Genomic DNA, 23,394 nt, shown 5'->3' with positions numbered 1-23,394 from the left:
TTGATATAGTTGACGTTAAATAGTCGTTAATTAATGATAAGGAGTTAGAGAAAATGATGATAAAAATTGCAGTTGTCGGTTCAAAGGAGTTTATGGAGAACCTTTTTCCTATTGCTCAAAAATTAGAAGGAATAGAAATTGATCCATATATTTACCTTCATCCGACGGAATCTTCTGAACTATTAAAGTGTCTAAAGCCTTGTGATGTCATCTTTTTCTCAGGTGCTTTACCTTATTATATGGCAAAAGAAATAAGAGAACAATTACGAATTCCAAGTACATACTTACAGCAAAACGAGACAACTGTCGCATCTTCAATTCTTTCTATCATGTATCATCAAAGTATTCAACCACATAACATTTCCATCGATTTAGTAGACCGCTCGTTTATTACAAATGTGTTCCATGATATTGGTATAAAAGAAAGCCCGCAAGTGTTGGATTATGAAAATATGCTGTGGAGTAAAGATGAAATAAATAGAGTTATCGATTTTCATGTAGCTAAATATCAATCTGGAGAGGCTCATTTAGCTTTAACTAGTATTCACGCTGTTTACGATGAGCTTCAAAAAATAGGTGTTCCTTCAGAGCGTATGATTGATCCAACACAGTCCATTATACATGGGCTAAAAGATGCAAAAATAAAAGCTGAGTTAGCAAAAAGCTATTCAGCTACTGTTGGTGCTTGTATTATTTCTTCTTTAGAATTACGAACGCGTTTGCTTGAAAAACTAGATGTCATTTCAAAAGAACTACGTGGTTCATTTAAACAAGTGGATGAAATGACATGTATTTTGTATACAACTCGTGGTGATATCGAATCGATTATTAAAACAAATGCGATAAATAACTTGTTTGCAAGCGTAGAAGGAACGATAGCTATTGGATTTGGTTATGGGAAAACTGTGAAAGAGGCGGAGCAAAATGCAAAAATTGCTCAAAGTTTTGCAAAGAATAATCCAATAGATCGTTGTTTTTATATACTAACAAGTGATAAAGATTTGTTTGGGCCGTTCCCGAAAGAACAGAGAGTACAAAGTTTGAAAAATGATAATCCGGAACTAATGAAAATAGCGAAGGAAACGAAGCTTAGTCCGGCGAACTTGTCAAAAATCATTCAATTTAGTCAATCGCATCCGTCATTGAAGTTTACAGCAGCTGATCTTTCTGAGTACTTACAAGTGACTCGAAGATCGACAGAAAGGTTGTTAAAGAAATTAGTTGATTACGGGTATGCTCATATTTGCGGCGAGGAAATGCCCTATCAACAAGGGAGACCTCGCGCGCTATATGAACTGAATTTACCGCTATTTTTAAGCTTCTAGTTGAGCTTTTTGTTTCTTTAGTAGTTCTGCTTTTTCAATGTCTGATAGTTTTACAATTGTGAAGCCTGTTATACCATAAATGATTGAGATAATAGGTACGATGAAATTCAAAATAGCATAAGGGGCATATTCAAATGCACCTACGCCAAGTGTAGCGAGAATAAATACACCGCACGTATTCCAAGGAACGAAGACAGAAGTTAATGTTCCGCCATCTTCTAATGCTCTGGATAAGTTTTTTGAATGTAGTCCTTTTTCTGTGTATGCATTTGCGTACATTCTTGAAGGGACAACAATTGAAATATATTGTTCAGAGCAAGTAAGGTTTGTTGCAAAACAAGATGCGATAGTAGAAGCGATAAGCCCTTTTGCTGATTTCGCTAACTTTAAAATTTGATTTACAATTGAGCGAAGAATACCTGTATGTTCTAATACTCCTCCGAAAGTCATAGCGACAATTGTCATAGAGACTGTATTCATCATCGAATCTAAGCCACCGCGGTTAAATAGTTCGTCTACTAGCTTGTTTCCAGTGTCTATAACAAATCCAGCTTGGAGTGCACCGACAGATGCTGAGACAGAACCACCTTGAATAAAGACTTGTGATAAAAATCCTAAAATAATACCGACGAGAATCGCTGGTATAGCAGGGACCTTTTTTGCGACCAATACCATAACGACTACGGGTATAATGAGTAGGAAAGGTGAGATAACAAAGTTTTGTTGCAATACTTGTAACGTTTGATCGATGCTCTTCGCATCAATATTGTTAGCGCCGAAGCTTCTTCCTAAGAGAGCATAGACGATAAGAGTAATAATTAAACCTGGAACTGTAGTAAATAACATGTGACGAATGTGTGCGAATAAATCTGTATTTGTTAATCCTGCGGCTAAGTTAGTTGTGTCTGAAAGCGGTGACATTTTATCGCCAAAATAAGAGCCTGAAATAATGGCACCAGCAACCATTGGAGCTGGGATTCCCATACTTAGGCCAATTCCCATTCCAGCAACACCAATTGTCCCCATTGTAGACCAAGAGCTACCAATTGCTAATGCAACGATAGAACAAATGACGGTAATGGAAACTAAAAATAGTGATGGAGTTAAAAGTTTTAAACCGTAATAAATCATCGTTGCGACGATTCCACCGCCAATCCAAGCACCAATTGTTAAGCCAACAAGAATAATAATGACGATAGCAGGTAATGCAAGACGAATCCCTTTATACATTGCTTCTTCAAGATCATTCCATTTGTAACCGTAACGCCAAGCGACAATAGAAGCAACGGTTGTACCGATAATAAGTGGAACGTGAGGGGTTTGTTTTAATACAACAATTGTAACCATCATAACTGCAACGGTAATGATAATAGGGATAATCGCTATTCCAAAAGGTATTTCTTTTTTCATAAAGTTCCTCCTTGTTACGTATGTTTGTTTGTATTTTTAGAATTGTCGTAAAATAGACGTTTATTAGGTTATGATAACTAAAAGTTTATGTAAGCGTCAATATAAAAAACAGAAAATAAAGAATGTTCTAGTTGTTTGTTTAGTTTGTAATATAAGTGCAGAGTAAGGTTTTTAAGTATTTAAAAATAAACAATTGACTTTTTTCTTAAAATTCAATATGTTCATAAAAACATCTGTTTTTCATAAGTATAATTAACCCGAATCGTTTGTAATGTGGGAAGGAGACTGGAACGTTGAAAACATTAGAACTACAAGAGCGCTTAACGGAGATTTTTCAGCATTTACACGAAAACCCTGAAGTAAGTTGGAAAGAATATGAAACGACAACGTATATTACTGACTTTTTAAAAGAAGAAGGAATTTCATATAGAACATTTGATGATTGTCCAGGTGTAATTGCTGAGATTGGAGGCGGGAATCCAGTTATTGCGATTCGTGCTGATATGGATGCACTTTGGCAAGAAGTAAATGGAGAATTTAAAGCGAACCATTCATGTGGCCATGATGCTCATATGACCATTGTAATGGGACTTATTTTACAATTGAAAAATATGAGATGGAAAAGTGGTACGGTTAGATTTATTTTTCAGCCGGCAGAAGAGAAGGGGAATGGTGCTTTGAAGATGGTGGAGAAAGGTGCTGTAGATGATGCTGATTTCTTATTTGGTGTCCATCTAAGACCAATTGAAGAACTATCTTTGAAACAAGCAGCCCCATCTATTCGCCATGGAGCAGCAGGATTTTTAGAGGGTATGATTCATGGGGAGGATGCACACGGTGCAAGACCACACCAAGGTGTGAATGCAATTGATATTATTTCCATGATTAATATCGGTTTGAAAAATATTTGGCTGCCACCGCAAAGTTCCTATTCAGTAAAAATGACGAGATGCCAAGCTGGTGGTGATAATTTAAATATTATTCCGGGAAATGGTCATTTCAGTTTAGATGTAAGAGCAGAGAGTAATATACTATTAGAAGAATTAAAGAAAAAGATTGAGCATGTAATAGAATCAGCTGCATCGATGGGATCAAAAACTTCATACGAATGGATGGATCTTGCACCAGGAGCGGAGGTTTCTGAAGAAGCAGAGCGCTTTATGCGTAAAGGTATTCTCGAAGTGTATGGGGAAGAGAGATGTACGGGGCCGCTCTATACGACGGGAAGCGATGATTTCCATTACTATACAGTGAAAAGACCACATTTAAAAGCTGTCATGCTTGGACTAGGAGCAGACCTACAACCTGGATTACACCATCCGTATATGAGATTTGATCATAGTTGTATTATGGATGGGGTAGAAATATTGAAACAAACTGTATTGAAAGTGTTAGAAGACAGGGGCTAGAGAGCCCCTGTTTTTTGTCGTGAATTGTCGGCAAATCGATATATTTGAAAAACCGTTGATATATTTTGAGTTATGATAGATATATTGAGAAAATCGTTGATATATTTGAAGTTACGATAGATATATTAAGAAAATCGTTAATATAATTTCACGTACCTATTAATTTGATGAAAAATGAGCCTCCAGTACATGGTGTATAATAATAAGTACCATTTTTTAATAGGAGAAAACGAATGAACGAACAATATTACGATGCAGTTTTACATATAAAAACAGTCGGTGAGCAAAAAGGATTTAACAAATCTATGCATTATCACCGTTATGAACCGACGCCGTATAGCGGATTAGATGAGTTACTGAATCAATATGAAATAAAAAGTAGTGACCGAATTGTAGACTTTGGGTGCGGAAAAGGGCGATTAAACTTTTATATGCATCATAAATGTGGTGCATCAGCAGTTGGAATTGAAATGAATGAAGAGTTTTATAAAGAAGCGATCGATAATCGAGATCGTTATGCACGAAAGGCACGAAACAGTAAGGGGAAAATTCAATTCCAATGTTGTTTAGCGCAGGAATATGAGATTGATCCACATGATAATAGGTTTTATTTCTTTAATCCATTTTCTGTACAAGTGTTTATGAATGTAGTAAATAACATTTTGCTTTCAGTAGAAGAAACGGGGAGAGAAGTGGATATTATTTTATATTATCCTTCTGAGGACTATATTTTCTTCTTAGAAAATCAGACTGCGTTTGAGCTGAAGAAAGAAGTTAGATTGTCAGGTGCTTATGAGAAGAATGGGAATGAGAGGTTTTTAGTGTATAGATTGGAGTGTTAATGTATGGGTGCTTGGGGAGTAGCAATATTATCAGACGATATTGCTGAAGATATTAAGTTACTGTATAAGGATTTGTTAGCAAATGAATATTCAAATGAGGACGCAAGTAGGATTGTAATTGAGGAATACAAGAATGAATTAGATGATGAAGAGACTATTGTTTTTTGGTTAGTATTTTCTTCCATACAATGGAAGTTAGGGAGACTTCAAGAGAATGTTAAGCAGGAGGCATTGCAAATAATAGAGAGTGGTGCAGATTTAGCCCGCTGGGAAGAAGAACCTAAATTACAGAAGAAACGTGAAGCAGTTTTAAATAAACTAAGAGAACAGTTGCATTCTCCGCAGCCAGAAGCTAAAAAAGTGCCGAAGAGATTTATAGCTAATACTTCTTTAAAAGCAGGTGATGCTGTTAGTTATGAATTAGTATCAGGGAGTTATATTATTCTTAAAGTCATTGAGATTATTGAGGAATGGCACGGAGATCGGTATCCTCTATTTGAAATATGTGACTGGGAAGGCAAAGAAGTTCCTTCAAAGGAACAAATTAACCAATTCGGTTTAAAGAAAAGGATTTATGAAGATGGAAAGCAAGAAATGATGAAACTTGCTATTTATCCTTCAGGTAAAAGAGATAATCCAACTAAGAGAATGCAAGTAGTAGCAGAAAATGTAAAAGTAGTATTGAATGTAGGAACACCTTATACAGTAATGAGTTGGAAGGAATTTGATAACTATTTACATGAAATATAATAAAAAAGACGCGCTACCAATAGGTAGCGCGTCTTTTTTATTAGTTACGGATTAAGTAATCAAATGCACCTAAAGCTGCGTTTGCACCTGAACCCATAGAGATGATGATTTGTTTGTACGGATTATTTGTACAGTCACCTGCAGCAAACACTCCTGGTACGTTTGTAGCGCCGTGCTTGTCTGTTACGATTTCACCGCGAACGCGTTCAACTGTTTCGCCTAACCAGTCTGTGTTTGGCACAAGACCGATTTGTACGAATACACCTTGTAATTCAACGTGATGAATTTCTTCAGTTTCACGATCGATGTAAGAAATACCATTTACTTTATCAGTACCAGTGATTTCTTTCGTTTGAACGTTTTTCAGAACAGTTACGTTTGGTAAGCTGTTAAGACGCTCTTGTAATACAGCATCAGCTTTTAATTCTGGCATGAATTCAAGAACAGTTACGTGCTTAACGATACCTGCTAAGTCGATAGCTGCTTCAATACCAGAGTTACCTCCGCCGATAACTGCTACGTCTTTTCCAGTGAATAATGGACCGTCACAGTGTGGGCAATATGCTACACCTTTATTTTTGAACTCAGCTTCACCTGGTACGCCAACATTACGCCAGCGAGCACCTGTAGAAACGATTACGCTCTTACTTTTCAGAATAGCGCCGTTTTCAAGTTCCACTTCAATAAGTTCTTTTTTCTCTAAACGTTTCGCACGTTGTAGATTCATTACATCGATGTCGTATTCTTTTACGTGTTCTTCAAGGCTTGCTACTAGCTTAGGACCTTCAGTCTTTTTTACGCTGATGAAGTTCTCAATGCCCATAGTATCCATTACTTGACCACCGAAGCGCTCAGCAACGATACCAGTGCGGATGCCTTTACGTGCTGCGTAAATTGCTGCACTTGCACCAGCAGGGCCGCCACCAACAACAAGAACATCGTATGGATCTTTATCAGAAAGCTCTGATGCATTTGGACCGTTACCCATTTTAGCTAAAATTTCTTCAAGTGTCATACGACCGCTTCCGAAAGATTCGCCGTTTAGGTAAACAGTTGGTACTGCCATGATGTCTTTGCTTTCTACTTCCTCTTTGAATGCAGCGCCATCAATCATAGTATGTGTAATACCAGGGTTAAGAACGCTCATTACGTTAAGAGCTTGTACAACATCAGGACAGTTATGACAACTTAGGCTGATATAAGATTCAAAATGATATTCGCCTTGAATGTTTTTAATTTGATCGATTAATTTTTGTTCAACTTTTGGAGCGCGTCCACTTACTTGTAGTAAAGCTAACACTAATGATGTAAATTCGTGTCCTAATGGAATACCAGCGAATACGACACCAGTGTCTTCACCAGGGCGGTTTACGCTAAAGCTTGGTGTTCTCTCTAATTCAACTTTTTCTACTGTAATCTTAGATGACATAGTAGCTAATTCGTCTACTAGAGCTAACATATCTTTAGATACGTTATCGTCTCCTGCGCTTACCTTAAGTAAAATATCGTTCTCCATTAATTGAAGGTATTGGGATAGTTGTGTTTTTATATCTGCATCTAGTATCATTTTGATCGAACTCCTTAGATTTTGCCTACAAGGTCAAGGCTTGGTTTAAGTGTTGCAGAACCCTCTTGCCATTTAGCTGGGCAAACTTCACCTGGGTTGTTACGTACGTATTGAGCAGCTTTAATTTTGTTAACCAGAATACTTGCGTCACGGCCGATACCGTCAGCATTGATTTCCATAGATTGGATAACGCCGTCTGGATCGATGATGAATGTACCACGAGCAGCAAGACCTTCTTCTTCCATTAAAACGTTGAAGTTTGTAGTGATTGTGCGAGTTGGGTCACCAATCATGATGTACTCGATTTTGCCGATAGTTTCTGAGCTATCATGCCATGCTTTGTGAGTGAAGTGAGTGTCTGTAGATACAGAGTATACTTCAACGCCTAAGTCTTTTAGAGTTGCGTATTGGTTTTGTAAGTCTTCAAGTTCAGTTGGGCAAACGAATGTGAAGTCAGCTGGGTAGAAACAAACTACACTCCATTTTCCTTTTAAACTTTCGTCAGTAACTTGGATAAATTCTCCATTATGGTAAGCATTAGCTTTAAACGGTTTTACTTCTGTGCCGATTAATAACATGTTAAAATTCCTCCTAAATGTTGGTTTTGAGCATCAAAAAATAGTGTGCTCATAAAATATATTTTTTAATTAACTATAATAATTCTAATTCGATATTAATTATCATATAGAAGTGGTTATTTTGTCAAGAGAATAAACCAACTTTATACCAATTTAATTAATATTTATTCTCAATTAAGGCTAACAGGGAATGGAAAGGTAACTTTAAGTTTATAAATTTTCAATGATTGTTTGAAAGAGTAGTGTGTATGTTAGAAATATGGTGTAAGTGTAAATTCTTAGGAAGGAAATATTTCTTAGAAGTTATGTATTTGAAAAGGAACTGCTTATTTCTATTTTACAAAGAATTGTGCGATAAATAAAATAAAATGAATCGAAATCTTTTTGAACAATTTTTGTCATCTCAAATATATAATTAGGAAGTATATATTTGAGATGACAGTTAGAAACATTGACTCAAAATGCTAACAAGATATAATAAAACCTAGATATACCTTTCAAAAAGAAGAATACATATTTATAGGATGAAAAAATTCAACCTATTATTTTTTATAGCTTTTGGAAAACGCTTACAATTGGTGTGGAGGGGAAACCATGTCTAAGTTCACAAAGTATTTTTTAATGGAAGCTAAAGATGTGATTGCATATGTGAAAGAGAAATTATCTAAGTTTGAACATGCAAAGGGGCTAAAGTGTAAAGAAATAGGTGATGGCAATTTAAATTATGTGTTCCGCGTTTGGGATGAAAAAGAGAACATGTCTGTCATCGTAAAGCAAGCTGGGGATACAGCTCGCATTTCAGATGAGTTTAAGTTATCGACGAATCGTATTCGTATAGAATCAGATGTTTTGCAGTTAGAGGATGAGTTAGCACCTGGACTTGTTCCTAAGGTGTATTTATTTGATAGTGTGATGAACTGTTGCGTAATGGAAGATTTATCGAATCACACAATATTACGTACAGCACTTATAAATCATCAAATATTTCCGCAGCTTGCTGACGACTTAACTACTTTTATGGTAAATACACTTTTATTAACATCTGATGTTGTAATGAATCATAAAGAGAAGAAGGAACTTGTGAAGAATTATATAAATCCTGAATTATGTGAGATTACAGAGGACCTCGTATATTCAGAACCATTTACAAATCATAATAAGCGTAATGAGTTATTTCCTTTAAATGAGGGATGGATTAGGGAGCATATTTATAGTGATAAAGAGCTTCGTATGGAAGTAGCGAAACGTAAATTTTCTTTTATGACGAATGCACAGGCATTGCTTCATGGTGATTTACATACTGGTTCTGTTTTTGTAAGAGATGATTCTACAAAGGTTATTGATCCTGAGTTTGCTTTTTATGGACCTATGGGATATGACGTCGGGAATGTAATGGCGAATTTAATGTTTGCTTGGGTGAATGCAGATGCAACGATGCTACCTGGAGCTGAGAAAGATACGTATATGGATTGGTTACAAACTACGATGGTAGAGGTAATTGATTTATTTAAGAAGAAGTTTTTAGATGCTTGGGATATTTATGTGACCGAGATTATGGCGAAGGAAGAAGGCTTTAACGAAGCCTATTTACAATCTGTATTAGAGGATACAGCTGCAGTGACAGGTCTTGAATTAATCCGCCGTATTGTTGGATTAGCGAAAGTAAAAGATATTACTTGTATTGAGAATGAGGAAGCACGTGCTAGAGCGGAGCGAATTTGTCTTCAAGTAGCGAAGAGTTTTATTTTACGAGCGAATCAATATAGAACGGGTACAAGTTTTGTAGCAACGTTAAAAGAACAGTCAATGCACTACGCGGAGTAAGGGGAGAATATGATGGAAGAGCAATTAATACCAATTCAGTGGAAAGATGATGCTTTAGTTTTGTTAGATCAAACGTTATTACCGAATGAAATTGTTTATGAATCTTTTAAAACAGCTGAAAGTGTGTGGGATGCCATTCAAGTAATGAAAGTACGAGGTGCACCAGCGATTGGTGTTTCAGCAGCTTATGGAGTGTATTTAGGGATAAAGGAATTTGCTGAAGGTACGGAAGAAGGATTTATGGATGAAGTAAGAAAGGTATGTACATACTTGGCGACATCAAGACCGACTGCCGTAAATTTATTTTGGGCACTTGAAAGAATGGAAAGTGTAGCGACAGATAATATTCATTTATCAATCTCACAGCTGAAAAATAGATTACTAGAAGAGGCAAAAGAGATTCATAGAGAAGATGAAGAAATTAACCGTCAAATTGGAGAACATGCATTAACATTATTCCATGATGGAATGGGAGTATTAACACATTGTAATGCTGGTGCGTTAGCGACGACTAAGTATGGTACTGCGACGGCTCCAATGTACTTAGCGAAAGAAAAAGGATGGGACTTAAAAATCTTTTCGGATGAAACACGTCCAAGATTACAAGGGTCAACGTTAACGGCATTAGAACTACAGCGAGCGGGAATTGATGTTACTGTCATTACGGATAATATGGCGGCTATGGTCATGTCACAAGGGAAGATTGACGCTGTAATTGTTGGATGCGACCGTGTGGCAGCGAACGGTGATATAGCAAATAAAATTGGAACATTAGGCGTATCTATTTTAGCGAAATACTACAACATTCCGTTTTATGTAGCGGCACCAACGCCGACAATTGATTTAAAGACATCGACAGGAAAAGAAATTCCGATTGAAGAAAGAGATGCTTCTGAAGTGATTAATCGCTTCGGACAATATTCAGCTCCGAAAGAAAGTAAAGTATATAATCCAGCATTTGATGTTACTCCACATGAAAATGTAACAGCGATTATTACAGAAAAAGGGATTGTAAAGGCACCGTTTACGGAGAATTTAAAAAAGCTATTTCAATAAGTAGATAAATGTAAAAGTCAGTCATCATAAGCTTCATACTTAGGGGGATGTATATGTTATTACCAAAAGAAAGAGAAGAAATTGTAGCGTATGGAAAGAAAATGATTTCTAGTGGTTTAACAAAGGGAACGGGCGGTAATATTAGTATCTTTAATCGTGAACAAGGTCTTGTTGCGATTAGCCCAAGTGGTTTAGAGTATTATGAAACAAAGCCTGAAGATGTAGTTATATTAAACTTAGATGGTGAAGTAATAGAAGGAGAGAGAAAACCATCAAGTGAATTAGATATGCACCTTATTTACTATAGGAAGCGTGAAGATATAAATGCGCTTGTGCATACACACTCTCCTTACGCGAAGACGATTGCATCATTAGGATGGGAGCTTCCGGCTGTGTCGTATTTAATTGCTTTCGCAGGACCGAATGTGCGCTGTGCACCGTATGAAACATTTGGTACGAAGCAATTAGCAGAGGCTGCTTTTGAAGGCATGATTGATCGTCGTGCTGTGCTACTTGCAAATCACGGTTTAATTGCAGGTGCAAATAATATAAAAATGGCATTTACTGTTGCAGAAGAGATTGAGTTTTGTGCTCAAATTTATTATCAAACGAAAAGCATTGGGGAACCAAAGCTATTGCCAGAAGATGAGATGGAGAATTTGGCGAAGAAGTTTGAAGGGTATGGGCAGCAGTAGAATGAAACAAAAACACCCTCAAGAAATCTTGAGGGTGTTTTTTAAGCTTTTTTAAGCAACAAATACATAAAGTAAGGAGCGCCAATTAAAGCAACGACAATACCTGCTGGGATGCCATTAGGCTCAACGATGTTTCGTCCGATTGTGTCTGCTAATAGCAATAGCCATCCGCCGATTAAAACGGCGATAGGCATGAAAATTTGATGTCTCGGACCTACTAAAGATTTTGCGATATGAGGAGCCATTAGTCCGATAAAGCTAATTCCTCCTGTTACAGAAACAGCTGCAGCAGCAAGCGCAACGGCTGCAACTAATAAGTATCTGCGTTCTTTTTCAATTTCAATTCCAACGCCGATTGCGATGGGCTCGTTTAATGCTAAAATGTTTAATCGATTTGCTTTATAGAAAACGAACGGAATGAATACGATTAACCATGGGAGCATTGCGAAAACGAATATCCAGTCATCTCCCCAAATATTTCCGGCAATCCATTTTGAAATAAAGTCTACTTTCATACGATCCGCGGATGAAATAAGGACAATCATCGTTCCAGATAGTGCAAATGCAAAACCGATACCGGTTAATGTTAATCGGATTGGTTGAAGTCCAGTTGATTTACTATATGAAAATACGTAAATTAGAACAGCTGTCAGAAATGCTCCGATAAATCCAACGACAGGTAGTAAGTAGAGAAATGAACCTACATCTATTGGAAAGTATAAAAAGAAAATAGCGACAGCAACACCGGCCCCAGAGTTGATACCGAGAATACCAGGTTCAGCTAAATCATTTCGGGTAATTCCTTGTAGGATAGCACCTGATAAAGCGAGAGCCATACCAGCTAATAATGTAATGACAATTCTAGGTAGTCTTAAAGAGTATAAAACGAACTCCTCTTTAAACGTCCCTTGTCCCATTAATGTTGGGAGTAGTCGATCATAAGATAAAGATGCTGAACCAAGTCCCATTCCAACTACAATGGTTGTGATGATTACTATAAGTAAAGCGAGTATAATGAGACGCTGTTTTCTTAGAATAGATTGCATCATGAGAATGTTTTTCCTCCTTTACGTACAATGAATAGGAAGAATGGTAACCCTACAATCGCGACAATTGCCGCAACTGGTGTTTCGTATGGAGCGTTAATAGTACGTCCGATTGTATCTGCAAGTAGCATAAAGGAAGCTCCAGCAATTGCTGACATCGGTATAACAAATCGGTAATCTGGACCGACAATTGGGCGTACCATGTGAGGTACCATTAAGCCGATAAATGCCATATTTCCGACAAGCGCTACAGATGCACCTGCAAGTAAGATAATAATGATAAATAAAATAGTTTTAATAACAATAATTTTTTGACCTAGTCCAATAGCCACTTCCTCACTGAAACTAAGAACTGTCAATTTTTTTGCTAGTAAGATAGCGATAAAGATACTAATTGAAATGACTGGAATAATAATTTTTAATTGGTTCCAAGTTGTTCCAATTACGCCACCAGCAGTCCAAAGTGATACATCTTGTGAAATTTTAAAGTAAATGCCGATTCCTTCTGAAATTGCGAGTAGAAATGCTGAAACTGCAGCACCCGCTAATACAATTCGAAGAGGAGAAAGGCCGCCTTTTTTCACCATACCAATTCCAAATACCATAATTGCGCCAATTGCAGCACCGATAAAGCAAGCTAATGTTAAGTAAAGATAGCTGATGGAAGGGTTGAAAGCAAGTGTCAGTGCAAGCGCAGCATTTGCTCCACCAGATAGCCCTAATAATCCAGGATCCGCAAGTGGATTTCGTGTTAATCCTTGCATAATTGCTCCAGAAACGGCTAATCCAGCTCCTACAAAAATAGCAGCAACTTCACGTGGTAAACGTATTTCTCGAATAATAGATATTTTGTCTCCTTTAGCGGAGGAAGTGAGTGCTGACCATACATCTTTTATCGAAGTATCTGCAGCACCTAATACCATTGCAACCATAAAAATAAGAAAGAATGCAATTAAGCTTAAAATTAGTTTGTATGTAAAAGCTATAGAACGTGGATTGTCATGATCTTTTGTCATTCGTTTCACATCTTTTCTGTTCATAGAATAAAGGAAGAGGAATTCTTAAATTAAGAATTCCTCATGTTTGTATTATTTACCAAGAAAGCTCTTCTTGAAGAAGTCTAGTTGGAAGTCTAATGTAAGTGGATCATTGAAATAGAATTCCATCATGTTTGCTTCATATACGCGATTATTTTTTACTGCTGGGATGTTTTTATATGATTCTGTCTCTTGGAATGAGTTATCAGTATCTTTGTTTTTACTTACGATTAAGTAATCACCAGCAAACTCAGGTAATACCTCAGTAGATAATGCGTAGTAACCTTCTTTTAACGCTTTTTCTTTTACTTTTTCAGGCATTTTTAATTTCATTTCTTGGTACAGAATTTCTGTTCCACGGCCCCAGTTTTCGCCGTATACATAAAGCTGTTTGTTGAAGTTTTCTACAACAGAAACTGTTGCATCTTCACCGATTTTTGCTTTAATTTCTTTACCAGCGTCTTGTGCACGTTTCTTGAAGTCATCAACCCAAGTTTTTGCTTCTTTTTCTTTGTTTAATAACTTACCGATTTCTAAATGCTGTGTTAAGTAATCAACTTTTCCGTAAGTGTATGTTACAGTAGGAGCGATTTTCTTTAACTTATCAACATTTTTAATATTTGATAAACCAATGATTAAATCTGGGTTTAGCTCAGCGATTTTTTCAACATTTTCATCTGATACTTCAGCAACATCTTTCAATTTGCTATCAAAACGTGGGTTTTGTTTAGACCATGAATCTACCCCAACAAGATTTACTCCTAATGACATTACGTTACCAGCGAATGATGATAAAACTACAACGCGTTTTGGATTTGCAGGCACTTCTACTTTACCATTTTCAGATTGGTATGTAATTGTTTCTGATTTACTACCTTTTGTATCGTTCTTTTTGTCTGTAGAGCCATTGCTACAAGCACTCATAACAAGAACGAAAAGAACTGTTAGTGAAATAAATAACTTTTTCATCGTCTTTCTCCTTTAACATAGATGATATGTGTATACAATAATTTGTTTAACTGTAATTTTTTTGAAAGAGTAGTGGTAATGCAAAATGTTTATTAAAAATCTTGAATGTGAGATTCTACAATATAGTATTAACCATATTAATAAAAGAAGATGTAATCTCAAATTTGCTAATTATTAACAAATTGATAATGATTATCACTATTGATTCATTAAATAATATAATTTTATCTAGTTGTATTGTCAATAGTAATTTTAATTGTAAATTTTGCAGAAACAGGTTATATTTTATTGAGAATGATAATCAATGATTAGTAGCTGAGGAGTGAAGGTTAATGAATAGAGAAGAATTGTTTGATGTAACCGTGATAGGCGGGGGACCTGCAGGGCTTTATTCAGCTTTTTATAGTGGACTCAGAGAGATGAAAACAAAAATAATAGAATTTCAACCACAGTTAGGTGGAAAAATACATGTGTATCCGGAAAAAATGATTTGGGATGTAGGAGGACTATTGCCAGTTACAGGTGATAAGTTAATTGAACAACTTGTACAGCAAGGGTTAACATTTAAGCCAGAAGTTGTATTAGATACAAAAGTGGAATCAATTATTCGTAATCAAGATGGTACTTTTACATTAAAAACAAGTACTGGGGAAGAACACTTTTCAAAAACAGTTATCGTCGCAACAGGAAGTGGTATATTGAAACCGCAAAAGTTATCTATTGAAGGTGCTGAGCGATTTGAAGTATCGAATTTAAATTATACAGTTAAATCTTTAAAGCGTTTCAAAGGTAAAACAGTTATTATTTCCGGTGGAGGCAATTCTGCTGTTGATTGGGCAAATGAATTGGAACCAATTGCGAAAAAAGTGTATGTAACGTATAGAAAAGAAGAATTACCTGGTCATGAAGCACAAGTAAAACAACTTATGAACAGCTCAGCGGAGTGTTTCTTTAATACATCGATTACAAAATTAATTGCTGGTGATAATCATGAAGCAATCGAATATGTAGAATTAACAAATCATGAAACAGGTGAGGTTTCTCATTTACCTATTGATGAAGTTATTATTAATCATGGATATGAACGCGACATTACATTATTAGAAAATAGTGAGTTAGACGTTGCAATTATAGATAATTATTATATTGCAGGTAATGCAAATAGTGAGTCTTCAGTAGATGGATTATATGCTGCTGGAGATATTTTAAAGCACGAAGGGAAACTACACTTAATTGCAGGTGCATTCCAAGATGCGGGAAATGCTGTGAATAAAGCAAAACAATTTATCCAACCAGATGCAAGTGAGTACGGAATGGTTTCTTCTCATAATGAAGTATTTAAGAAGAGAAATCGCGAACTGATTAAGCAGATGATGAAATAATAAGGAACAAGTACACCCCCACGTATTTCTCTATTCAAATGGATGAGAGATGTACGTGGGGGTTTTCCTGTTTACTATATTTTCTATCATTATAATGACACCGGTTTCATCAGTTCATATGATATGAACATTTTATTGGTAAAGCATCCTAGAAAACAATTTAGCTATGTTTTGCTTACGCAGAACATGGCTAAATTACGCTGTCCCTTTAGCGCGTTCATTAGGAAATGGCATATTTAGTATAGAAGCAATATACTGTTTTCCATGCATTCGAGCTAATGATTCTAATATTTGGCGAACACGTTTTGTAAGATGACCTTGTTTTTTGATGGCTTCACAATATGCGTCATAGAAGGCATATTTAGCCCAAAGGAAATCATCTTGTTGGAATAAGAAATGATTTTTGTACCATTCACCAATTGTATGATAACAATTGTTTTCATGTATTGCTGTGCTTTGAGAAAGAAAACGATCAGATAAAGATACATTCAAATGAGAAATTGTGTTTTCTGTTTCAACTTGTAGTGTTTTTTCTAACATTGTAATGATGTGACGAGTAGCCATATGTTAACTCTCCTTTGTGTAAATGGGTAATACCATTCTATATTTAAAAAATTCTTACTATATAATACTATACAATATATGGAATGCATCTACCTGCTTTTTGAACTGCATTTACAAAATCTTTTTTATTTGTTTACAAAAATAAAGTAAGATACAGTATAGATGAAAAAATAATAAAGGAATGAACGCATTGTATATAACAGTAGAAGAGACTGCGGAGTATTTGAATTTACCAAAATCGTATATTGAAGAGTTAATTCAGCAAAAGAAAATTCGTGCGCTATTCGATGGAGAGCAATATTTAGTAAATAAAGAACAATTTAATACACATTTAGAGCAAATGGAGAAATATAAGCAATTAGTGGAAGAAATATTGAACGAACCAATTCCAGAAGATATGGATGTTAAAGACGAAGATTAAACTATGGAAAATCCCTTATGAAGATATGCAGAAATGTATATTCATAAGGGATTTTTTGTTTGAAGATATCAAAAACATAAGGAGTTCTTAGCCTTTCCTCAAATTTTGATAGGTAGTAGTCTACCATGTTAAAAGCATATTTTTTTCTAGCTAGGACAAACATAGAGAACGTAACCTGTACAGATACATATACTATCAGTGCAAAAGCTTATAAATTAATGGAAGGGGTTTTCTCGTGAGTTTATTTCATTGTGATTTTCTGAAAGACTTAATTGGATCTTTTGTGAGAGTAAACAGGGGTGGTCCAGAATCTCAAAAAGGGACAATAGTCGCTGTATGTTCGGATTACTTTGTATTAAAGAATGAAAAAGGAGAGCTCTATTACTATCAGATTCGTCATCTGAAAAGTATTACAAAAAATGCGAAAGATTGTAAAGCAGATGATTGCAGATGGTTGGAATGTGAATGTGAAGATGACTTTGAAAAGTTACTTCAAAGCTTCAAATATTGCTGGGTGAAAATTAATCGTGGTGGCCCAGAGAAAGTTGAAGGTATTTTACAAGATGTTTCTTGTGAATTTGTGACACTAATTGTAAAAGAAGAAGTTATATTAGTTGCAGTATCTCATATTAAGAGTGTAACAGTACCTTGTAGAGAGAGCGAAGAAAGCGAAAGTGAAAGCGAAAGTGAAAGTAATAATTCAGGTCGAGCTCGCGCACAAAGACAGTCAAGAAGAGGAAGATAATAAGAAAGGAGGATATAAATTTGGAAAGTATATTATGCTGTGAACAAATTAAAGGCTTAGTCGGTGAGACTGTAAAAGTAAATCTTCGTGGACCAGAGAGTCGAGTGGGGGTACTTGTATCGTTAGGAAGAGATTACCTTACATTACAACTTCCTCTTGGTGAATTAGTATATTACCAATTGAAACATGTGAAAAGTCTAGTTAAGAAAGTGAAAGAAAGTAAATGTGGCGACGGCTATGTTTCATGTTTCTGCTCTGATGATGATACTTTTGTCGATGTATTATGTGACTTGAAGTATAAGTGGGTAAAGATTAATCGTGGCGGCCCAGAGTGTGTAGAAGGCTTATTAAGTGAAGTGCATGAAGAATGTATTACGCTAGTAAACGGTGATGAAGTTATTTATATCATTAATTATCATATTAAGAGTGTGAGTCAAGTAGTGAAATGTAAAAAGAATGAAGATGAATAATGTTTAATAAATAAGAGGGGCATTATGAGGGAAAGAGAAGAACAATTTCTTATTTCGATAGTATGAAAAGGAATTACTTACTATTAAGACAGAACATTGCCCTGATTATTTTTTTGAAACGAAAGATAGGAAAGCTGAAATTCATAGGAAGGAGGATATAGATGAATGAGTTAAACAAAAGTATTGGGGAAAATATATATGTTAAATTAATCGGTGAAAAAAGGTTTAAAGGTATATTAATAGACGTAGGAAATGACATTATTGTTCTTTACAATGGACAAGACTATGTATATATATCTTTATATCATGTACAATACTATAAATTTTTAAGACCACATGACGAAGACATACTAAAACCAGATGTTGATTCTGTAATTAAGAGGGAATCCCCTTCAATTTCTTTGAGAAAAGTATTAAGTACTTCTAAAGGGATTTTTACAGAAGTTTATGTAGCAGGAAATGCTCCAATACATGGTTATGTTACAAGTGTGATGAACGACTATATTGTTTTTTATAGTCCGGTTTATAAAACGGTATATATATCTTTAAAGCATTTAAAATGGTTAATTCCGTATAAAGAAAACCAAGTACCGTATGCCCTCAATAAAAATGAACTCCCCGTAAATCCGTTAAATATTACATTAGCTAGAACATTTGAAGAGCAGCTTATTAAAATGACTGGGAAAATTATGGTGTTTGATTTAGGTGAGGAGTCCAATAAAATTGGAAAAATGGCGAAAATTGATGAAGGTCATATTGAAATATCAAAAGCACGTGATGCAAAAATGTATGTGAATATTCAACATGTAAAATCCGTCCATTGTCCGTAGATTAGTTGGAAGGGCTGACTTTTTCTTTTATATGCAGAAGAAAAGGTCGAGCCTATTTGTTTTAGTTTAATTTGAAGATGAGGGGAAAAATGAATTGAATATAAACATAGTATAGTGTGATTTTTTAAAAGGTAACTTTGCACTAACTTATAAAAATTGTGTACGAGCTATCTTTTTATGTATTCAATTTATTTTTTGAGGAGGAGTTGCTCAACTAATTTATTAAAGGGGTTTTGTTTGTGGAGCAGTTTCCGAATTCGTTATCAATTACATTGCTTGGTAGTGCTGGTGGAGCAGCAAAAGCAGTTTTAGCAATTTTAAATCAAGCGATAGCAAATGAAAAAGATCCAATTTATGAAGTATTAAAGAATGCCAAATTTCATTTAGTGGATATAAAACAAAAAGATAGGACTTATTATGATGAGTTGTTTTCGAATTTGAAAGGTCAATTATATTTATATGAGATAAACCTTCAAAATGTAGTGGAATTTAAACAACATTTAAAAGAAAAAAGTACGAGTGTTGTGATTGATGTTTCAGGGGCAGATACAATTAGAGTATTAAGCTGCTGTAATGAATTAGGAATTTGTTATATTAATTCAGCCTTGGAAAATGAAGCAGTAGATCAGGACGACAGCTTAATCGGCTTTCAGCTTACGGAAAGATATACAAGGTTTGAGAAGGAGAAAGAGAAATTTACAAATACAAAAGCGATTATAGGTTCAGGTATGAATCCAGGTGTTGTTCAATGGATGGTTGTTGAGCTTATGAAGGAACGACCAAATGAAAGGCCAAGAGCATGTTATATTGTAGAACATGACACGTCGTTTTTGCATGATACAGCACTTATAAAGCCACATACACTTTATGCTTCATGGGCAGTAGAGCGATTTTTAGATGAAGCAATCTGGAGTTATCCTATGTATATGAGTCATCATCGTCCTCTTTACTTTTATGAAGATGTATATGCTTCAGAGTATAAAGTGAAGTTAGGAGAAAAAGAATTCTATGGTTGTTTAATGCCACATGAGGAAGTATTAATTTTAGGGAAAAACTTCAATATGGAAGTTGGTTTTCTTTACCGAATTAATGAGTATACAACAAATATAATTAGACAGAACTTAGATCAAGTAGAAGATTTATGGAACTGGAATCGTAAAGTGTTTAATCCAGCGGAAGAAGAGGTTGCTGGAGAGGACTTGGTCGGTGTGTTACTCGTTTATGAAAATAGTGAGACATATATGTATAATGTAATGAATAGTAGCCAAGTTTTTCGTAAATATAAAACGAATGCAACGTATTTTCAGGTAGGGTGCGGGATTTATGCGGGCTTGTCTAGTTTACTTTTAGATCAATTTGAACAAGGTGCTTATTACGTCGAGGAGTTGTTATTAAATACAGAAAGTAAGTACGGTGAGTATTTAAATTTATATATGAAGGATTTTGTAATAGGGCATAATAATTTTACTGATGGATTGTTACATGATAGGGTAAGTTGGATATAAGTTGTTACTAAAAGGAAGGAGAGATCTCCTTCCTTTTAGTATTATAAGGTTAAATATTGCCCTGAAAGCAATTTCATACTTATACTTTAAGGAGATAACAATGAAAGTTTTTTGTATCGATCAAGGGGAGTTTTTATATGAACAAATACAAGAGCTTGATTTATGAAGAAAGAAGAGCCTTAAAGGTATTTATATTATTATTTTATATTATATTCTTTTTATATGACGCTATATATTATTTTGTATATCCTGCTATGAATATTAGTGGAACAGCGGTAGGGTGGCCAGAAGGTAGTCTTGGGATAGGTGTGCCTATATTTGTAATAGCATTATTTCCTATTTCTATATATCTTCAAAAAAGAGGGTATGTATATTCTGTAAAATATTTATTTTTATTTGGATACATGTTTATCAATCTTGTTAATAATTTAATGATTTATTTGCGAACGGATAGACCTTTTGAACATGGTAGTATGGTAGAAATGTTGTTAATTTTATTTGCCCCAGTTTTCGTGAATAGAAAATACTTTTATTTAGTTTCCTTTAGTGTAATTGGAAAGTACGTATTTTTCACATTGCTATTACAAGATTTAAAAGTGATAATTCCACTTGTTTTATGTGTATTTTATTTCATTATTTCACATTCTTTATTAAAACGATTTCAATCTTATGTAAGAACAGTGGTTGAAATGATGAACAATATGAAAGAGACGGAAAATTTAGCTGTGATTGGGACTATGTCTACAACAATTGCCCATGAAATTCGAAATCCACTAACAGCGTTAAAAGGGTTTACGCAAATGCAAAAAGAAAGAAATCCAACTGATACGATGAGCTACGACATTATGCTACAAGAAATTGAAAGGGTTAATGGATTTGTTAGTGAATTGATGTTGTTAGGGAAACCAAAGCCAACAAATTATGAAAGGTGTAATATACGAGACACCCTTCTATATGTTGTGCATCTAATGGAAAGTTATGCAACGCAATATAGAGTTAAATGTAATTTACAAGTAGATGGAAATTTACCGGCTATAAACGGTGATGATAAGCAATTAAAACAAGTGTTATTAAATATCATTAAAAATGGAATAGAATCAATGCCAGAGGGTGGAGAAATTCATATCCGTGCATATCAAAAAACGCAAGGACATTTGTGTATTTCTGTTGAAGACCAAGGATGCGGTATAGAGAATGAGAAGTTAGAAAAAATCGGCAAGGCGTTTTACACAACAAAGGAGAATGGTACAGGACTTGGATTAATGATTACATATAAAATTATTAAGGAACATCAAGGGAGTATCACGATCCAAAGTAGTCTAGGAGTAGGAACGAAAGTAGAAATTTTTCTGCCGACCGTTTAATGTATTTGAGAAAAGATTTTTCAGAAAAGTGTTCTTGTTGTGTAAATATAAACATTTTATAAAATGTTTCAAGAAGGGTTTTTTTTATAAAATACTTCGTTTATAATGGAGGAAAATATCGACATGAGATTGATTGCTCATGTAACGGTTCAGTAGTGTTATGAAAAGATAAGAAGGGGTGCACGCGCATCCTTTTTTCTATGCAGATATTATGAAAGAGGTGGTATGATGGAATTAACATTAAATTCGACTGTATGTTTACACACGATTCAATTTCGAAAAGAGCAAAAGAATTATACTGTAAAAGACACAATTACAGGAGAAAAATATGAAATGCCGCCACTTTGGATTGATGCATTGGCAATGATGCGTGACGGTTTTTTATTGGGGGAAATTGAGGAGAAATTAAAAGAAGAGTATCCATCCGAAGAAGTGAATATGTTAGCATTCACGAAGCAACTGTTAGAACTAGAACTTGTTGAAATGGTAGATGGGGAAGAAATAGCTTGTACAAAGAAGAAAGAGAAGGATTATTTAGCTTGGTTACGTCCTCATGTTGAGCAATTCTTTCTTAATTTAAATAAAAAAAATAGAAGCAAAGGTCAATGATGATCTTTGCTTTTTTGTATAGTTTGTTTAAAAAATTACAGCAAATGCTCTTGCAAAAGCACCGTCGCTATCTTTAATTTTTAAAGGTGCTGCTGAGAAGAAGAAACGTTTCGTGTGAATGGCATCTAAGTTTGTTAAGTTTTCGATTAAATAAATATTATTCCCAAGTAGTATGTGATGAATTGGTGATGTTTCTGTCGTTACCTCATCAGGAGAAATAAAATCTAAACCGACAGATTTTACTTTTAATTGTACTAGTTCCTCGGCTAATTCTTCAGAAAGATAAAAAGCTTCTTTCTCATACGCCTCCGTGTTCCATTTAGTAGATAGATTGGAATGGAAAATAACAATATCTCCTTCTTTTATATCAGCATCGTGCAGTACTTCTTTAGGTAGTTTTCGTTCTTGTACATGAGTTACATCAATAAGAACAGCTTCACCTACAAATTGATCCAGCGGTAATTGATCGATGGTCGTTGCGCCTGAAATAAAATGCGCAGGAGCATCACAATGCGTGCCAACATGAACGACAGAATGAAAATCTGTAACTTGATAGCCTGATTCTTCAACACTTGTAACAGCTTCTAGTTGTATTTTAGGTGTTCCAGGAAATTGAGACATATTATTTTCAAATGTTTGTGATAAATCAATTACTTTCATTTTACATACCTCCAATATATGTTTTTCAAATAATAAAAAGCTCATCCTTCAGTATCAAGAAAGATGAGCTTTACATGCTAGTTGAGTTTTATCTTCCAAAATGCAATGCATTTTGCAGGAATTAGCACCTATTCAGTTCGTATAAACTGAGGTTGCTGGGCTTCAAAGGGCCGGTCCCTCTGCCTCTCTTGATAAAGAAGTATTCAGTTTTAAAATCTTAATTTTCTGATAGTTAAATTGTAATTCATTTCCTTTTTGTGTGCAATACAAAATAGGTATTCACCCAAATAAAGCCGCTCGCATATTGTAGCTTATGTAAATAGAATGCTGCGAAGG

At 35.0% G+C, this 23,394-nt stretch carries 23 protein-coding genes and 1 riboswitch; of the genes, 15 read left to right on the top strand and 8 right to left on the bottom strand.

The features are described from left to right. Positions 1 to 53: 53 nt before the first annotated feature. Positions 54 to 1,325 (top strand): transcriptional regulator, encoded by a 1,272-nt coding sequence (locus ACTFRY_RS26015; RefSeq protein WP_098616521.1) that lies wholly within the window; start codon positions 54 to 56, stop codon positions 1,323 to 1,325. Here the strand turns inward: ACTFRY_RS26015 and nhaC are convergent. Continuing rightward, positions 1,314 to 2,735, bottom strand: a complete 1,422-nt coding sequence (gene nhaC, locus ACTFRY_RS26010; protein ID WP_000711520.1) for a Na+/H+ antiporter NhaC — start codon at positions 2,733 to 2,735, stop codon at positions 1,314 to 1,316. The two genes, ACTFRY_RS26015 and nhaC, sit on opposite strands and share 12 nt — an antisense overlap. A 293-nt stretch (positions 2,736 to 3,028) precedes the next feature. Here nhaC and ACTFRY_RS26005 point away from each other — a divergent pair, with 293 nt between their 5' ends. The 3 genes from ACTFRY_RS26005 (at position 3,029) to ACTFRY_RS25995 (ending at position 5,736) form a co-directional block, all read left to right on the top strand. Further along, on the top strand, positions 3,029 to 4,144 hold the full coding sequence (locus ACTFRY_RS26005) for a M20 peptidase aminoacylase family protein (protein WP_098616520.1): 1,116 nt from the start codon (positions 3,029 to 3,031) through the stop codon (positions 4,142 to 4,144). A 233-nt stretch (positions 4,145 to 4,377) separates the two neighbouring features. Continuing rightward, on the top strand, positions 4,378 to 4,986 hold the full coding sequence (locus ACTFRY_RS26000) for an SAM-dependent methyltransferase (RefSeq protein ID WP_098616519.1): 609 nt from the start codon (positions 4,378 to 4,380) through the stop codon (positions 4,984 to 4,986). Positions 4,987 to 4,989: 3 nt separating this feature from the next. Next, a complete protein-coding gene (locus tag ACTFRY_RS25995) occupies positions 4,990 to 5,736 on the top strand; it encodes a hypothetical protein (RefSeq protein ID WP_098616518.1) in 747 nt (248 codons plus the stop codon). A gap of 40 nt (positions 5,737 to 5,776) precedes the next feature. On the opposite strand, the gene ahpF is transcribed toward ACTFRY_RS25995, so the two are convergent. Continuing rightward, positions 5,777 to 7,303: an alkyl hydroperoxide reductase subunit F gene (gene ahpF, locus ACTFRY_RS25990; RefSeq protein WP_098616517.1), complete on the bottom strand. Its 1,527-nt coding sequence runs from the start codon at positions 7,301 to 7,303 to the stop codon at positions 5,777 to 5,779. Between the two features lie 14 nt (positions 7,304 to 7,317). Then, entirely contained in the window at positions 7,318 to 7,881 is a 564-nt protein-coding gene (ahpC, locus tag ACTFRY_RS25985; protein ID WP_000924420.1) for an alkyl hydroperoxide reductase subunit C, read from the bottom strand. A 594-nt stretch (positions 7,882 to 8,475) separates the two neighbouring features. On the opposite strand from ahpC, the gene mtnK reads away from it, so the two are divergent. From mtnK to ACTFRY_RS25970, 3 genes are read left to right on the top strand one after another with little or no spacing between them, the layout of a single operon-like run. Continuing rightward, positions 8,476 to 9,705 (top strand): S-methyl-5-thioribose kinase, encoded by a 1,230-nt coding sequence (gene mtnK / locus ACTFRY_RS25980; RefSeq protein ID WP_098616516.1) that lies wholly within the window; start codon positions 8,476 to 8,478, stop codon positions 9,703 to 9,705. A gap of 9 nt (positions 9,706 to 9,714) precedes the next feature. Beyond that, positions 9,715 to 10,761 carry an S-methyl-5-thioribose-1-phosphate isomerase gene (gene mtnA, locus ACTFRY_RS25975; protein WP_001998967.1) on the top strand — a complete coding sequence of 349 codons (1,047 nt, stop codon included), beginning with the start codon at positions 9,715 to 9,717 and terminating at the stop codon, positions 10,759 to 10,761. A 53-nt stretch (positions 10,762 to 10,814) separates the two neighbouring features. Next, a complete protein-coding gene (locus ACTFRY_RS25970; protein WP_000926291.1) occupies positions 10,815 to 11,456 on the top strand; it encodes an L-fuculose-phosphate aldolase in 642 nt (213 codons plus the stop codon). A 41-nt stretch (positions 11,457 to 11,497) separates the two neighbouring features. Here the strand turns inward: ACTFRY_RS25970 and ACTFRY_RS25965 are convergent, their stop codons facing one another. The 3 genes from ACTFRY_RS25965 to ACTFRY_RS25955 are packed head-to-tail and all read right to left on the bottom strand — an operon-like array spanning position 11,498 to position 14,508. Further along, complete coding sequence (locus ACTFRY_RS25965) at positions 11,498 to 12,505, bottom strand: FecCD family ABC transporter permease (RefSeq protein ID WP_098616515.1); 1,008 nt, start codon at positions 12,503 to 12,505, stop codon at positions 11,498 to 11,500. Further along, positions 12,502 to 13,542, bottom strand: a complete 1,041-nt coding sequence (locus ACTFRY_RS25960) for a FecCD family ABC transporter permease (RefSeq protein WP_001998969.1) — start codon at positions 13,540 to 13,542, stop codon at positions 12,502 to 12,504. The genes ACTFRY_RS25965 and ACTFRY_RS25960 overlap by 4 nt, the downstream gene beginning before the upstream one ends. Before the next feature lie 48 nt (positions 13,543 to 13,590). Then, on the bottom strand, positions 13,591 to 14,508 hold the full coding sequence (locus ACTFRY_RS25955) for an iron-hydroxamate ABC transporter substrate-binding protein (protein WP_000732587.1): 918 nt from the start codon (positions 14,506 to 14,508) through the stop codon (positions 13,591 to 13,593). 332 nt (positions 14,509 to 14,840) lie between these two features. Between ACTFRY_RS25955 and ACTFRY_RS25950 the strand changes: the two genes are divergently transcribed. Continuing rightward, positions 14,841 to 15,890 (top strand): NAD(P)/FAD-dependent oxidoreductase, encoded by a 1,050-nt coding sequence (locus ACTFRY_RS25950; protein WP_098616514.1) that lies wholly within the window; start codon positions 14,841 to 14,843, stop codon positions 15,888 to 15,890. 195 nt (positions 15,891 to 16,085) lie between these two features. Here the strand turns inward: ACTFRY_RS25950 and ACTFRY_RS25945 are convergent, their stop codons facing one another. Next, the gene (locus tag ACTFRY_RS25945) at positions 16,086 to 16,454 is read right to left on the bottom strand and encodes a hypothetical protein (protein WP_000235475.1); all 369 of its coding nucleotides are present in this window, start codon (positions 16,452 to 16,454) and stop codon (positions 16,086 to 16,088) included. A gap of 181 nt (positions 16,455 to 16,635) precedes the next feature. Here ACTFRY_RS25945 and ACTFRY_RS25940 point away from each other — a divergent pair, with 181 nt between their 5' ends. From ACTFRY_RS25940 to ACTFRY_RS25910, 7 genes are all read left to right on the top strand, one after another. Next, positions 16,636 to 16,875, top strand: coding sequence for a helix-turn-helix domain-containing protein (locus tag ACTFRY_RS25940; protein WP_001998970.1), 240 nt, complete (start codon positions 16,636 to 16,638; stop codon positions 16,873 to 16,875). Positions 16,876 to 17,110: 235 nt separating this feature from the next. Beyond that, positions 17,111 to 17,620, top strand: a complete 510-nt coding sequence (locus ACTFRY_RS25935) for a hypothetical protein (RefSeq protein WP_000051534.1) — start codon at positions 17,111 to 17,113, stop codon at positions 17,618 to 17,620. A gap of 20 nt (positions 17,621 to 17,640) precedes the next feature. Further along, the gene (locus ACTFRY_RS25930) at positions 17,641 to 18,090 is read left to right on the top strand and encodes a hypothetical protein (RefSeq protein WP_000443835.1); all 450 of its coding nucleotides are present in this window, start codon (positions 17,641 to 17,643) and stop codon (positions 18,088 to 18,090) included. A gap of 161 nt (positions 18,091 to 18,251) precedes the next feature. Further along, the gene (locus tag ACTFRY_RS25925; RefSeq protein ID WP_001004268.1) at positions 18,252 to 18,920 is read left to right on the top strand and encodes a hypothetical protein; all 669 of its coding nucleotides are present in this window, start codon (positions 18,252 to 18,254) and stop codon (positions 18,918 to 18,920) included. 239 nt (positions 18,921 to 19,159) lie between these two features. After that, a complete protein-coding gene (locus ACTFRY_RS25920) occupies positions 19,160 to 20,425 on the top strand; it encodes a hypothetical protein (protein WP_000434721.1) in 1,266 nt (421 codons plus the stop codon). 137 nt (positions 20,426 to 20,562) lie between these two features. Continuing rightward, positions 20,563 to 21,789 carry an ATP-binding protein gene (locus ACTFRY_RS25915; RefSeq protein WP_001046106.1) on the top strand — a complete coding sequence of 409 codons (1,227 nt, stop codon included), beginning with the start codon at positions 20,563 to 20,565 and terminating at the stop codon, positions 21,787 to 21,789. A gap of 228 nt (positions 21,790 to 22,017) precedes the next feature. Then, positions 22,018 to 22,398, top strand: a complete 381-nt coding sequence (locus tag ACTFRY_RS25910) for a hypothetical protein (protein ID WP_000424119.1) — start codon at positions 22,018 to 22,020, stop codon at positions 22,396 to 22,398. A gap of 27 nt (positions 22,399 to 22,425) precedes the next feature. Here ACTFRY_RS25910 and ACTFRY_RS25905 read toward each other — a convergent pair whose 3' ends face one another. After that, on the bottom strand, positions 22,426 to 23,058 hold the full coding sequence (locus tag ACTFRY_RS25905) for a cyclase family protein (RefSeq protein ID WP_000862983.1): 633 nt from the start codon (positions 23,056 to 23,058) through the stop codon (positions 22,426 to 22,428). Between the two features lie 85 nt (positions 23,059 to 23,143). After that, a riboswitch (SAM riboswitch) is annotated at positions 23,144 to 23,256 on the bottom strand. Between the last annotated feature and the right edge of the window lie 138 nt (positions 23,257 to 23,394).

The sequence above is a fragment of the Bacillus cereus group sp. MYBK195-1 genome (assembly GCF_051916605.1).
GTDB lineage: Bacteria > Bacillota > Bacilli > Bacillales > Bacillaceae_G > Bacillus_A > Bacillus_A cereus.
Note: the sequence above shows the minus strand (reverse complement) of the source record. Positions and strands in the feature narration are given on the sequence as shown.